This window comes from Cohnella sp. LGH (assembly GCF_017671885.1).
Lineage (GTDB): Bacteria > Bacillota > Bacilli > Paenibacillales > Paenibacillaceae > Cohnella > Cohnella phaseoli.
The window spans coordinates 6,836,587-6,850,186 of record NZ_CP072117.1 but is presented as its reverse complement, the minus strand read 5'-3'; the positions used below and the strand labels follow the sequence as shown (position 1 = coordinate 6,850,186).

Annotated in this window: 10 protein-coding genes and 1 pseudogene; all 11 read right to left on the bottom strand. The window is 51.2% G+C overall.

The genetic code is table 11. The annotated features are described in order from the left end of the window. Nucleotides 1-26: 26 nt before the first annotated feature. Nucleotides 27-1,316, bottom strand: a complete 1,290-nt coding sequence (locus J4772_RS28400) for a response regulator transcription factor (protein WP_209072448.1) — start codon at nt 1,314-1,316, stop codon at nt 27-29. Beyond that, nucleotides 1,304-3,025, bottom strand: a complete 1,722-nt coding sequence (locus J4772_RS28395) for a sensor histidine kinase (RefSeq protein WP_209072447.1) — start codon at nt 3,023-3,025, stop codon at nt 1,304-1,306. Before J4772_RS28395 ends, J4772_RS28400 begins: the two co-directional genes overlap by 13 nt. Nucleotides 3,026-3,106: 81 nt before the next feature. Next, nucleotides 3,107-4,432 carry an ABC transporter substrate-binding protein gene (locus J4772_RS28390; protein WP_209072446.1) on the bottom strand — a complete coding sequence of 442 codons (1,326 nt, stop codon included), beginning with the start codon at nt 4,430-4,432 and terminating at the stop codon, nt 3,107-3,109. Between the two features lie 152 nt (nt 4,433-4,584). After that, a complete protein-coding gene (locus J4772_RS28385) occupies nt 4,585-6,165 on the bottom strand; it encodes a response regulator transcription factor (RefSeq protein WP_209072445.1) in 1,581 nt (526 codons plus the stop codon). Next, nucleotides 6,162-7,982 carry a sensor histidine kinase gene (locus J4772_RS28380; protein WP_209072444.1) on the bottom strand — a complete coding sequence of 607 codons (1,821 nt, stop codon included), beginning with the start codon at nt 7,980-7,982 and terminating at the stop codon, nt 6,162-6,164. The genes J4772_RS28385 and J4772_RS28380 overlap by 4 nt, the downstream gene beginning before the upstream one ends. Before the next feature lie 202 nt (nt 7,983-8,184). Further along, nucleotides 8,185-8,280 (bottom strand): annotated as a pseudogene (locus J4772_RS37195) (formylglycine-generating enzyme family protein); the annotation flags it as partial. A 493-nt stretch (nt 8,281-8,773) separates the two neighbouring features. Further along, a complete protein-coding gene (locus J4772_RS28370; protein WP_116065842.1) occupies nt 8,774-9,715 on the bottom strand; it encodes a DMT family transporter in 942 nt (313 codons plus the stop codon). A 127-nt stretch (nt 9,716-9,842) separates the two neighbouring features. Beyond that, entirely contained in the window at nt 9,843-10,943 is a 1,101-nt protein-coding gene (locus J4772_RS28365) for a Gfo/Idh/MocA family protein (protein WP_209072443.1), read from the bottom strand. 21 nt (nt 10,944-10,964) lie between these two features. Then, entirely contained in the window at nt 10,965-11,687 is a 723-nt protein-coding gene (locus tag J4772_RS28360; protein ID WP_116065824.1) for a ThuA domain-containing protein, read from the bottom strand. A 19-nt stretch (nt 11,688-11,706) separates the two neighbouring features. Next, complete coding sequence (locus J4772_RS28355) at nt 11,707-12,744, bottom strand: LacI family DNA-binding transcriptional regulator (protein ID WP_209072442.1); 1,038 nt, start codon at nt 12,742-12,744, stop codon at nt 11,707-11,709. A 120-nt stretch (nt 12,745-12,864) separates the two neighbouring features. Then, nucleotides 12,865-13,488, bottom strand: coding sequence for an ATP-dependent Clp endopeptidase proteolytic subunit ClpP (clpP, locus tag J4772_RS28350; RefSeq protein WP_256442742.1), 624 nt, complete (start codon nt 13,486-13,488; stop codon nt 12,865-12,867). Nucleotides 13,489-13,600 lie beyond the last annotated feature (112 nt).

Here is a 13,600-nt window from a genome sequence, read left to right as displayed (position 1 = left end):
TCGGTGGACTATGTTCCGGCGGATCGCTACTCGATCGAAAGGCGATTTCGGTAGTCTTGAGGCGTAATTCCGGTCATCTTCTTGAAGAAACGGCTAAAATACGAAGCATTGTCATAGCCCACGCTGCGCGCGATCTCGTGTATCTTGTATTTGGGATTTGTCAGCATTTCTTTGCAGATCCGGATACGTTCGGCCTTTACGTAATCGGAGAGATTCATGCCAACCTGCTGTTTGAATAAATGGGATAGGTAAGAGGAATTTAAGTACGCGACGTCCGCAAGCCTGATGAGCGATAAATCCTTGTCCATGTTTTGATGGATATATTTAAGTAAGATTCCGATTTCTCTGCTGATTCCATTAGTCGCATGAGAAGGTTTGGGTGCTTTATACTCGGTCGTTTCGGGCAAAAGAATAGAGCAATCCAAATCGCGACACTTTTGCAAAGTTTCTTCGAATTGAATATATTTTGCGTGTAAATTCGCCGCGCTCACGGCCTGCACGGAATAGACGATGTTGACGTACTTTCCTGTCAAACGGTAAAAACTCTCCTGCGTATTTTCGTACATCACAAAGAGAGATTTTAGGATTAGGGCGGCTTCCCCGTAGACTCCGCTAAAATTATTGAACTGTGCCAGCAAGGTAACCTCCGACACCCCTGTCTCCACCATTTCATAAGAGAAATGAGGTTTCAGAAATTCCGCAAGCGAAGCCTCAAGCGCCATCATCGCGAAGGCTCGTCCCGAGACATCTCGCACATCGATAGCCAGCAACGCCATTTCCACCGGACGCGAATAATCCAATGAGCCGTCTACTCTTGCAGCAAGTTCGTCCAAACCGATTTCACCAAATAACAGATGCTGTAGATGGCTGTTTTTTATAGCGCCTTCCCACTTTTGGGACTGCAGTTTTAGTTTTTCCGTCAGGCTGAACAGCTCTTGGTCGCTTACCGCCTCTGCAATCGCTTTTTCCATAGCCTCAAATAAAATCTCGTCACTCTCGCTTTTCAGCACGTAAGCCGTCACCTCGAAGTCGATCGCTCTTTTGGCATACTCGAAGTTGTCATGAGCGGATAACACTATTTTTTTCGTTTTCGGATAATACACCGAAATCGCTTTCAATAAATCCAGACCGGATATAAACGGCATACTGATGTCCGTCAACAAAATATGGAAGCTCCCCCTGGCCATTAAGTCAAGGCATTCATCCGCGGAATAAGCTTTGTATACCTCGACCTTCCCGCCAAAATGTTCGGAAATGGCTTGTTCAAGCCAATCGGTTATGGCCGCTTCATCGTCGACTACGATTATTCGGTACATGCTTCTACACCTCTCGTTTCAGCGCCCTGCAAGCGATAGGGGATCCTAATCTCTACTTGGCATCCTCCGCTGAGGCCATTGGTTACAAACACGCCGCAATCGGTTCCGAATTTGATTTTTAACCGCTTATTGATGTTAAAGATGGCAGAGTCGGATGGGGCGTCCGGAAGTAAAAGTTCTTTCTGGAATTTCCGCAGAAGGTCTTCCTCTATCCCTTTGCCGTTGTCCGAGATGCGGATGATAAGTTCTTGGCCTTCCCGCCTAATCGTTAATGCAACCTGCAGGCTTTCGCGTTTGTACCCGATACCGTACATAAAAATGTTTTCTACGAAGGGTTGCAAAATCAACCGCGGCACCTCTACGCGCAAAATGGAAAGATTTTCGACATGCACTGCAATGGATACTCTGGAGCCGTAACGTTTTTTCATAATGTTCATGTACGCTTCCGTGTGCAGCATTTCTTCCTCCAACAGCACGTCGCCGCGCGAATTTTTGGTCAGAAATTTATAGTACCGACTCAACCCGATCGAGAATTCCTCCGCGTTCTCGTTGTCGCCCTCTTTGATCATGCGATGCAAAACATAAAAGCTGTTGTATAAAAAGTGCGGGTTGATTTGCGATTGCAATTGCCGGTAAATCGCGCGTTGCGCATAGATCTCTTTGATGTAGTTTTCGGTAATCAAGTCGCTTAGCCTCGCGGACATGGTGTTGAAGTTCCCGTACAGATAGGAAATTTCATCCTTGCTCTTGCGTTCCAGCCGCGTAGAAAAATCTCCTTTCTCTATTTGCTTAAATCCGTCTATCAAGATCCGAATCGGCCTTTTAATAAGCTTCCCGACCACGAGAAAGTAAGAAGCAATCGACGCCACCGTACAAAAAAGCACGATAAACATAAGGGTATAAAAACGTTCTAAAAAGGAAAACAGGCTAGAGGTAGGCACGATGCTATAAACGGTAAAATCGCCCAGTGAAGAGGAGGTTTGAATCAATAAGTTTTGGGGAACGTCCGTATTCTGATTAGCAAAGCCGGATTGTATCAATTCCCTAGCAACCTCGCTCGCCGTATCGTACAAGTACGTTTCCTCGTTGCCATGGAAAGCAAAGAGGATTTCTTCCTTCGCAAAGCTCTTCCGTGTTTCCACAAGCCTCCATAATTTCTGCTTATCGATTTCCGCCGCTAAATTCACTGCCGCATCTTCCGAATAGCCGCTTTTTGATGCAATAAACATTCTCCCGTCCCACTCCACGACGCGCTTGTAGTCATGATAGAAAGACCTGATCTTATTATCCTCTTCCGCATTGAAGTCTTCCAAGCCGTTCTTAGCCGAAAAGCGCCGGTTAACGGATGGGATATTCGCCCAAATATCGGAAAAGAGCAGGCTGGTATCGACCGTATTCTGGAATCTTTCCCGGAAGCGATTGATCGCGGAGATTCCGCTGTAATCGATCCCGCCGGGATGGCTAGCGTTAAGTTCATTCCAGTCGCTCATGTTGGATATCTTGAACAATTGTTGCTTGACGTAATCGATATCGCTCTCCGCCGCTTTCACCAACTCGCTCTGATTTTGCCGGATGGATTCCATTGCATTGATTTTTAATGAAGACATGCTTTGATAAAAAAAGAGCAGCATACCGATGACTACCGGTATATTTACCAACAGCAGGATCACGATCAATTTAGCAAAAAAAGAGCTTCGAAGCTTATTCATTCGGTGTCATCCCCCCCTAAAACTACCTGTTCCTCCTTGCTTCTATAAAAATGACCTCCCATCGCGGGAGGTCATTTTCGCTTAGTTGCTTTTGCTCTTGAGAAGCTCGTCGCGTTTCTGATCGATCTTCTTCATGAATTCTTCCGCCGTCATTTTCCCGCCGGACACCAAGGACTGCAGCGACATCATCTCGCTAGTCAGCTCGGCTGGGTAGACGTTGTCCGGCCAGAAAATCGTGCTCGGTTCGTTAGCCATATCCTGCATCGTCTTGACTAACGGATCGGATACGTATTCGTTCACGTCGACGTCGTTAACTACGGTAATCCGCGCTTCGCCCGACTTGATCTTGTTGATTTGTTCTTCTTTGCTCATCAGGAACTTGACGAATTCGGCCGCTTCTTTGGCGTGCTCGGAGTAATTCGTCACGACGAACGCCGCGCCGACGCCGCCGGGACCGCCATCGTGGATTTTGACGTCCTCGCTGAAATCCGGGATTTTCATAAAGCCGACGTTATCGCCCATCTCATCGCTGAAGTTCGTGATGTCCGAGTTGGCCCCCACGCTCATGCCCAGCTGGCCTTGGATGAACAATTGGCGAATGGAATCGTCCGCAATGACCAAATCTTTGTCGAAGAGCTCATGCCAGCCCTTCATCACGTTCACCAGCTTCGGATCGGAGAAGTTAGACGTGCCTTTGACCAAGCTGTCCAGACCCGGGATATCTACCGTCTGTGCGATCCAGTAATCGGGTACATGGAGGAAGCTGTCTTTGAACAAGCCAAGCGGCGTCACGTTTTGCGCTTTGATCTTCTCGAGCATGGCCACGAATTGCTGGAAGTTTTTCGGACGCTGCGCGACCGGATCGACTCCCGCCTCGGCAAAGATCTTTTTGTTGTACGCCAGGAGGAAGGTGCCGTCCGTCCCGAACGGAACGCCGTAGGCTTTGCCGTCGTTCGTGAAGTCTTCCGTGGTAGCACTCCAACCGACGATTCGAGCTCTTTCTTCGGCCGTGAAGTACGGATCCATCGGCTCCAAAAATTGTTTAAAGCGGAGCATGTACGAACCGGACCAGAGTACGGTCAGGTCGGGGCCGTTCTTGGCGATGCTGGCCGTTTGGAACTTGGCAAACAGCTCGTCTCCCGATGGAACGTCCTGCACGTCGACTCTGACGTTCGGGTGCAGCTTTTGATAACGTTCCACCGCCTGGGAAATATAGAAGTCTTCCTTTTTCTTGGCTTTGTTATTTTCGTCGATGGTGGCAAACCCCGAATTCCAGAAAACAAGATCGACTTTCTTGTCACCTTTGGAAGAAGCGCTTTCATTTGTGCCGCTGCTGCATGCGTTAAGGAAAAGTGCCGTTACCATGATTAATGTTGCAGTTACAACCGACCCTTTTCTCAATTGCATGGAAAGCTTCCCTCTTTCGTTAATGGATGTCTTGAAGCCTAGTTTAGAAGCTTTCCTTAAGCAATTGAATCTCCTAAGCCAACTATTTGATTTACCACTTTATAACTATGGCAGTTCGGACTTATCATTTTATAGTGCGGACTTGACATTTTTTAACGCGATTCCGTTTCCGATTCCGTTTCCGCGTAATACGACGGAGCGATTCCCTTGATTTTCTTGAACATCCGGGTAAACGAGCTGAGATTCAAATAGCCCAGCTTATCGGAAATTTCGGTTAAAGTCATTCCGCTTCGGATCATCGTTTCGGCTTGCTCCACTTTGGCCGTCAATACGGCGTTGCTGAACGAGATTCCCTTCTCTTCCTTATAAATTCGGCTGAGATAAACCGGGCTTATTTTCAGATGCGCGGCTATCCCATTTAAACTGATATCCTCGAAGCGATGCTCCTGAATGAATAACTCCGTAGCATCGACGAACTTCTTTCTCTCATGGCCGCTCTTCTCCCTGGCTATCGGATCCTGCAACACCTGGATCGCACTGCTCAGCAAATGAACGGCTTGAGATAACGAAACGCAGTTCAGCAGCTCGGTTCTTTGGAATTGCCCTTCCGGAAGACTTCTTCCCGTCATTTCGGATATCTGTTTCAGTTGGAATAAAACGTCTTCAAGAACATTGTACGTTAACGTCGGTTTGGGATACGGCGGACCAATGACCCGTTTCAAGTCGGCCAGTTGGTCTTCCGCCTGCTCGAATAGATAACCCGAAAGCTTGTTCATTATCGACTTTTTCCAAACGAACATAGCATCGGAAAGCGTGGATTCGGGCGGTTCCCCTTGGAACAAATGATCGTCTTCGCGATAATATTTAAGGCTTAGCAGTTCCCCAGCCATACGGTCGTACTCTATCCAGTCCCTCCAATCCGTAAATCGATCGCTAACCGCGATGGATAGGGAGTGGCCGAGATACTGCGACACGGAGTCGATCAACAGCTCCGGGTCGATCTCAATGCCGTTACCGCTGCGCAACAGAACATGCCAGCGGTTGTCTTTGATGTTCTCCACGAACCCGATTAGCTTCCCTCGGTAAAGCTCCGCGGCCATATGATCGATCGAATGGCCGATTTTCACGACTTCCTGGGAAGTAAGCATCGAATCGCTCCGGGAAACGTCCAAGGCCACAGCCCATGCCTGATATTGTCCCTCTTCGAGAAAATATTTAAACTCCCCTAGTCTCTCCGCGAAGTCTTCCGTCTCAGCGCCGTTATACAATCCGTGCAACCAATCTCTTAACAGACCCGCTTTGCGAATGGATCTCGAACCCGTCTCCGATGCCGCTTCCTCTTGAGGGTAAGACATTTTGGTTTTCATCTTGTCCGTTAATTGCTTCAGTATCCGCTGAAGCTCTTCGATTTCCATCGTCGATTTCACGATGAAATCATGAACGCCAAGACGCAACGATTGGCGAACCGTTTCGAAATCTTGATTGCAGGTAAGAATAATAAACTCTCCGCGAGGATTAAGCGGTTTGACCTTCTCTATAAAATCCAGCCCGTTCATCTTCGGAAGCAAAATATCCACGAGCGCGATTTCAGGTAAAAACTTCTCGTACAACTCTACGGCCTCGGCTCCGTCCCTTGCTTCGCAGACCACCTCAAGTCCCAATTCCGACCAAGGGATCAACGATTTGATTCCCATTCTAACGAGCATATCGTCTTCTATAATCATTACTTTCATTCGGATTCTCCTCCAATATGATCGATATAAGGAAAAGTCAGCGCGACGGTCGTTCCCTTGCCTAGCTCGCTTCGAATTTCGATGCCGTAATGCGCGCCGTACTCCAATTGCAAGCGCCGGTGCACATTTTTCAAGCCGATACCCGATATTCTTTCCTCGTCCCTTGTCCCAACCGGGTCATCAAGCAGCATTCCGGCAATCGCGGCTTCCTCGATACCGGCTCCGTTATCTATGACTTCCAACCGAAGCCGCCCCTCTTCCGCGAAGCACGACAGCGTTAATCGCGGCGTTATCCCGTCAAGATCGGCAAATCCGTGCAATATGGCGTTTTCGACGATCGGCTGCAGCGTAAGCTTCAGAATTCTCGCGTTCCGGACTTCCTGCGGCACATTCCATATCGTTTCGATTTTCATGAAAATGCGTTTTTCCTGAAAAGCGATATAGCTCCTTACATAATCCATTTCTTCTCCGACGGTGCTCCAAATCGTGAGCGATTTGCTTAACGTATAGTTGAGCATGCTGCTTAGATTGACAAGGGTCTGGGCAATCGTCTTCTCACCCTTCATTTCCGCCATCCAGCGGATCGAGTTGATCGAATTATGCAAGAAGTGGGGTTTAATTTGCGAGAGCAACAGGTTCAATTCCAGGTTCGACTTTTCCCGTTCATCCGTTTGGATTCGCTCGATCTGTTCATTGATCCGGCTTACCATCTGTTGAATGCCCGAAAACAAAATTTCGATCTCTTCCAATCCCTTGTACTGGAATTGCCAAGGTATACTATGCCCTTGCACGGGTTCGTTAAAGCGGATTTTGCGTACCGTCTTGGATAAATTCAAGATCGGAACCATCGCTTTTCTCGTGAAAATATACAGGATGAGCGAAATTAATACAATGGAGGCTACCGTTACGGTCAGCGTATGATTCCACAATTGTTTAGTCGGACTGGCCAGAGATTCCTCGGGCGTTAAAGCAATTAGATACCATCTAAGAAAAGGGATATTCTGGATGGAACAGAAGTAATTTTGCCCGTTCCACTTGATATGAAAGCTTTCGTATTCTCCCCCGTTATTTTTAGCTTTGGAAATCGCGTTTTTCGATAATTTCTGTAGAGGAGAGCCGTTGTCTTCGCTCGAAATAAGCAATTCTCCGTCTTCCTGGCTAATGAAAGCAAGCGTAGAACCGTTTAGTTGGATTTTGCGCAGTAGCCGTTGAAATAAGCTATCGTTCACCACTACGTTCAAGAGGCCAAGAGCCTGATTTCCCTGCACGATATTTTTCGTAAAATATAAGGCGTTATGATCGCTGGAAAGATCGTGGAGATTGGCGCCGACGTTACGATATAAGATGTTATTGTCATAAGGAACCCTTTCTTCGGGCCAATTAAACCCGCGCAACACTTGTTTGAACCTCTCGACTTCCGTATCGTGCAGGGCGCTGTTGCTGAACACTTCCCCTTGATCGGTCAAGATCTGTACGTATAAAGGCACTCTCAACCGATAGGCCGCGGTAAAGGACTTGAGGCGGTCCATAACGGCTTGGCTGCTGATAGAGGCGTTGGTGTCCCGATTCAGCAATCTCTGCAATTCGTGGTCCTGCGACAGAGTGCGAAGATAATCCTCGATATGATTCACGTAAAAATCCAAGCTGATGGAGAGCGATTCCATGTTGCTGGATACCGATTTATCGTACAACGTCTCCACTTGTTTAACCGCTCCCTTGCCCAACATATAACCTTGGATAAGGACCGGAATAATGATAATGCTCATGAGAAGGAGAATGAGCGTGATCAAGTTCATTCTGCGCTTCATCCTAATCATCTAACAAACCTCCCTCGTGCACACTCATTCTTGCGATCCCATGATTATACCTCAATAAAAAAAGGGCGTTCTGTTTTTTTCTTCAGAACGATCCGGAAATATTTCACTTCGTTTTTGTTGATGTTTCATTAATTTGCAAGCGCTATTCGAAAGCCAAGATCATCCGTCTTGAAATCGGGCATGCTTTTCCTTGAGTCGAGCTATCGGAGCTTTCTTGATACCATGCAATCTTATCCATTTCTTTATACCGGTATCCCTTTGTTCCCGCTTTGCACGCATACTGCCATTCCGCGTCCGAAAGTCACCTCTCTGTCCTTTCCTCTTCCAGGGTCCGATAAGTCTGAAATCCAGGTTCCCCGCCGGATTAGGGAAAACGAGCATACCAAAAAAACCGATCATAGATCGGTTTTGTGAAAAAACAATTGCGGAAGCTTGGCTTTGAGGGAACCGTGAACGAGCGGCTCCATATCAAAGGAAGTATCGAGCGGATCGTCGAGCAACTTGCCCATAATCTTCATGGCACTTTTACCGAATGTATCTGAAACGACGTTGCCGATCCGATAGAATCCATGCAGACATCTTTGCAGTCATGCCCATAAAGCCACTGTGATAGCTCCTTCAGCCCTTGGGTAGAGGTTGAAAAGCGATGGCGTTTGTAAGTGCTGACTTCTTTGCTGTTCGTCGAAGCGATACACGTGACCACAAAGGTTTTGTGAACGTCAATGCCGCAACAGACGGGATAGACGATTTTTAAGCCTAATTTTGTCTATGATCAGCTCAAGCAACACTGCTTACGGAACGGCGCCCTCTTTCGTTTCCATTCGAATCGGCGCACGGACAGATTCGCTTTTCTTCTCCATGCTGATCCACACGAGTCCGGCTGCCATGAAGACCGCTCCGACGATTTGCCAGCCTGAAATCGATTCGTCGAAGAACAACAGCCCGGCCACGACAGCCGTCGCGGGCACGACGTAGCGGAAGAAGTTCGAGCGCGCCGCGCCGATCTTGAACATGCTGGCATTCCAGACGACAAATGCAACAATCGTGCAAACGACCACATTGTAGACCAGCGTCGCATAATGCTCCGCTCCAAGCCCGCTCCAATCGACCTTGCCCCAGCTTCCCAGCGTAAACGGAAGCATAAACAGGCTGCCGAACAGGATAAACCATGCGCTTACGCGCAAAGGAGAGTAGCGTTTCATCAGCGGCATGCAGCTTAGGTTAAACAACGCGCCGACCACGCTGACTCCAAACGCAAGCAAGTTGCCGATCATATGGTCGGAGGACAGGTTAAAGCCTTCCTTGCCGCCCAGAATGATGAAGGTGACGCCGACAATCGCCGCGGCTCCCCCGACCGCCAAACGCCGGGTGAAGCTCTCCTTCACGAACAACGGCGCGAATAATGCGGCGAAAATCGGCCAAGGAGCTACGTTCAGCAGCGAAGCGTTCGCCAGCGTCGTATATTTGATCGAATACATGACGGCGATTTCCAGGCCCGTCACCCCAATCAAGCCGATCGCGGCGAGCTGAAGCACGACCTTCCACGGCAGGCCGACGCTGCCTTCCTTCCATTTCAGCAGCAGAAAAAAGAACGGCACAGCCAAGCCGAACCGCAAAAAGGTGAACAGGACCGGCTCGAAGGTTTCGAGCGCGTTCCGGGAAACCCCGAAATTCGCTCCCCATATCGCAGCCACCGCAATAAGCCCTGCATAATACTTCAAATTTTTATTCATCCGGTACAAGTCGTCTCCGTTCTCCCGCCAACGCGTCATGATGCGCAAGAAAGGCGTTCTAGCTCTGCGGCTAGTCTCCGCCTTCCTCGTTCCGCATCGATTGTATCATATTCGGGGGCGCAACGGATCAATCCAATTCGAAATCGGCCAATCCCACCGGCAGCGGAGCCGGAGTCTCGCAAGTGCTCTTCATTTGGTAGTGCGCGCCTTGTTCGGATGCGTCGTGAAAGCCATGCATCGCCTCCAGCACATGGAAGGCCAACTCCCCGCTCGCGCGATGCTTGCGGCCGGACAGAATCGCCTTGGCCATGTCCGCGGCGCCGACGCCGCGAGCATTGTCGGCTTTGCCGTGCGTCAGCGGAATGTCGGCCCATTCCCTGGCTCCCGCCTGCCAGATGCGGACTTCGCCTCCGAAGCCGTTCGGGTCCGGTACGAGCAGCGTGCCTTCGCTTCCGTACACCTCAATGCGAGGCAAGGTCGAACCGCCCATCGTATCGAAGCTCGTTAACAGCGTGCCGATCGGCCCCGCCGCGAAGTCCATAATGCCGGCGATATGCGTCGGCACCTCCACCTTCACCTTCTGTCCGTACTTCGGTTGGCTCGTAATCGTCCGCTCCGGATACGAGATGCGAGCCGAGCCGGTCACTCGCGAGATCGGTCCCAGCATCGCGATCAGGGCGGTCAAATAGTACGGGCCCATGTCGAACATCGGCCCGCCGCCCTTCTGATAATAAAACTCCGGCGCGGGATGCCAGCTCTCGTGTCCGCCGCACGTCATAAACGCCGTCGCGCCGATCGGCGTGCCGATTCGTCCGTCCCGAATCAGCTTGATCGCCGTCTGAATGCCCCCTCCGAGAAACGTATCCGGAGCGCTGCCGACGAGCAGCCCTTTGCTTGCGGCCAGCTCCAGCACCTTGCTTCCCTCTTCGCGGCTCACCGCCAGAGGCTTCTCCACATAGACGTGCTTGCCGGCCTCCAGCGCTTGCAAGCATACAGAGGCATGCGCAGCCGGAATCGTCAGGTTGATGACCATCTGGATATCGGGATCGGCCAGAAGCTCCTCGACCGAGCAGCCGCGAACTCCGTACTCCGCCGCGCGAGCCTTCGCTCTCTCCACATCCAGGTCGGCGCATGCGACAACCTCCATCGCTTCAAACCTTTTACCGTTTTGAAAATAGATGCCGCTAATGTTGCCCGTACCGATGATGCCGACTTTTATTTTATCCACGCTGACTCCTCATTCCCGCTATTAAAGTTGATTATCCTGCATGCCTGTATAGGCTTGAGCCGACTCGGTACTCGCAGGGGCTGCGGCCTTGCCTTCCGCGCACCATATAAAGCCTCTGCGCATCAGTTCCTTGACGACTGGAATTTCCATAATGTCCGCTTGATGTCCGAGCGAATTGTAATAGATACGTCCATGTCCCCAGCGCTTCGTCCAGATGACCGGCATATCGACCGCTTTGTTAGGCGAATGCGGACCCGGAGCTACCGGGAAACGCGTCGTAGCCAGCACCTCGTTAGCCGGATCGACATGCAGATAGTACTGCTCCGTCGACACTGTGAAATCCTCGATCCCTGCGATCAGCGGACTAGACCCCGCCTTGATTTCCACCGTATACTCTGTGCCGTCGTTGCCCGGATGCGCGATCCACTGCCCTCCGGTCATGAACTGCCAGTCGGTATTGTCGCGGAACGCGTCGCACATGCCGCCATGGCAACCGGCAAGACCCACGCCGCTCTGCACGGCGGCGGAGACGTTGTTCACCCACTCCTGCTCGATGCGCCCCATCGTCCACACCGGAATAATCAGATCAAGCCCCTTCAGCTTCTCTCCGTCGGCGAAAGCTTCCAGCGTATCCGATACCTCAACCTCGAACCCTTCTTCCACCAACTGACCGCGAAAAATTTCCGCAACCTCCTTCGGCTGGTGACCGTCCCAGCCTCCCCAAACGATCAATGCTTTTTTCATCCGTCTTCCTCCCCATTTGTTAATTGCCGCTCGATTGGCGGATAATGAGCTCGGTTCTCAGCTTCTCGCGAATCGGCTCTGCCGAAGCGTCGTTTCTGTCTCGCTCCGCAAGCTGCTTCAGCAAGCGATCCGCCGCCAGTCTGCCCATCTCGTAAAACGGAACTTTAACCGTCGTCAGCGCTGGCTCGGTGAAGCTCGCCGCGTCGGAATTGTCATAGGCGACGATCTTCAGATCGTCCGGCAGGCGGCAGCCCAGCTCCCTCAGCCCCTGCATCAGACCGATCGCCATCCGGTCGTTGCTGACAAAGACGGCGTCTAGCCGAGCTAGATCGCGATATACTTGGCTGGCCGCCTTCTTCCCGCTCGTGCGGCTGTAATTGCCCTGGTAGACCCGCGTATCGTCTTCGGCAATGCCGGCCTCCTTCAGCGCCTTCCGGTATCCCGCCATTCTGTCCTCGCTATTCGAATACTGAGGCGCCCCGTTCAGGAAGCCGATTTTTCTGTATCCGCGCTCGATCAGATGCTTAACCGCGTCATAGCTTCCCTGCTCGTGATCCGCGGCCACGATGCTTAACTGCGGATGATCGAATCTTTGATCCATGACGCAATACGGCAGCCGCTCGTCCGCGAGCCGGTGAACGGCCGTCTTCTCCGTTTCTAAAGCGCTGGAGCCGAGGATGATGCAGGCGTCGACCCGCTGCGTCCGATACAAAGAGACGTAATCGTATACAACGGTTGGATCCCGGAACAGCAGCAGCAGCCCGTAACCGCCGGAGTGAACCGCTTCCCCGATACCTCCAAGCAGCTCGGAAAAATAATACGTCGAGAACAGATGAACCTTCGGCACGTGGGGCAGCACAACGCCAAGGTTGCCGCTTCGCCCTCTTGCGAAGCTCGAAGCTACCGCGTTCAATTCGTAATTCAACTGCTTGGCCGCCTGCAGCACCCGCTGTCTGGTCGACTCCTTCATCGGCCCGATTCCGTTAAGCACCCGGGATACGGTCGCTTCCGACACCCCGGCCAGCTTGGCGACTTCTTTACGGTTCGTCACAGTCATCTTCCTGTCTGAATGCCATAATGTACACGCGTACATTATGGCATGGCAAAATGAAGCCGTCAAGCGGAATTCGCAAGACGGCATCGTTCGGCAAGGATGGCAAATGGCTGGGAACAATCGTTAGAGACGAATGTCCGAGGACGTGATGATCTGGTCGATAACGCCGTATTCCAGCGCTTCTTCGGCGGTCATATAGTAATCTCGCTCCATATCCTTCTCGATTCGCTCGAGCGGCTGGCCGGTGCGATCCGCAAAAATCCGGTTCAGCTTATCTCTAGTCCGCAATATTTTTTGGGCTGTGATCGCAATGTCGCTCGCCTGCCCCTGCGCTCCGCCGCTTGGCTGGTGAATCATAATCTCGCTGCTGGGAAGCGCGAACCTCTTGCCCTTGGTGCCGGCCAGCAGCAGGAACGCTCCCGCGGAGGCGGCCATCCCCATGCAGATTGTATGAACCTCCGGCTTAATGTAGCGCATCGTGTCATACATGGCGAATGCGGACGAGACGGAACCGCCCGGCGAGTTGATATACATGCTGATTTCTTTGTCCGGATCTTCCGCTGCGAGAAACAGCAACTGGGCGACGACGCTGTTGGCGACCTGATCGTCGATCGCCGAGCCTAAGAAGATGATGCGATCCTTCAGCAGGCGAGAGTAGATGTCGTAGCTTCTCTCCCCGCGGTTCGTCTGCTCCACGACGTACGGCACATAATTCGTCATTTGTTCATTCCTCCGTTTTTCTTGTATTCGATAATCGCCGTTCACCCCCGTAGACGAACGAACGCCCCGGAAAGATACGGGCGGCCCGCCGGTCCGCCTTTGCTGCGCCGAAAAAATCGAATACACTGTAGAGAGGAAG

Excerpts from the sequence above, each read along its gene's own strand:
- J4772_RS28400 (WP_209072448.1), bottom strand. The coding sequence starts at position 1,316 with ATGTACCGAATAATCGTAGTCGACGATGAAGCGGCCATAACCGATTGG.
- J4772_RS28395 (WP_209072447.1), bottom strand. The coding sequence starts at position 3,025 with ATGAATAAGCTTCGAAGCTCTTTTTTTGCTAAATTGATCGTGATCCTG.
- J4772_RS28390 (WP_209072446.1), bottom strand. The coding sequence starts at position 4,432 with ATGCAATTGAGAAAAGGGTCGGTTGTAACTGCAACATTAATCATGGTA.
- J4772_RS28385 (WP_209072445.1), bottom strand. The coding sequence starts at position 6,165 with ATGAAAGTAATGATTATAGAAGACGATATGCTCGTTAGAATGGGAATC.
- J4772_RS28380 (WP_209072444.1), bottom strand. The coding sequence starts at position 7,982 with ATGATTAGGATGAAGCGCAGAATGAACTTGATCACGCTCATTCTCCTT.
- J4772_RS28370 (WP_116065842.1), bottom strand. The coding sequence starts at position 9,715 with ATGAATAAAAATTTGAAGTATTATGCAGGGCTTATTGCGGTGGCTGCG.
- J4772_RS28360 (WP_116065824.1), bottom strand. The coding sequence starts at position 11,687 with ATGAAAAAAGCATTGATCGTTTGGGGAGGCTGGGACGGTCACCAGCCG.
- J4772_RS28355 (WP_209072442.1), bottom strand. The coding sequence starts at position 12,744 with ATGACTGTGACGAACCGTAAAGAAGTCGCCAAGCTGGCCGGGGTGTCG.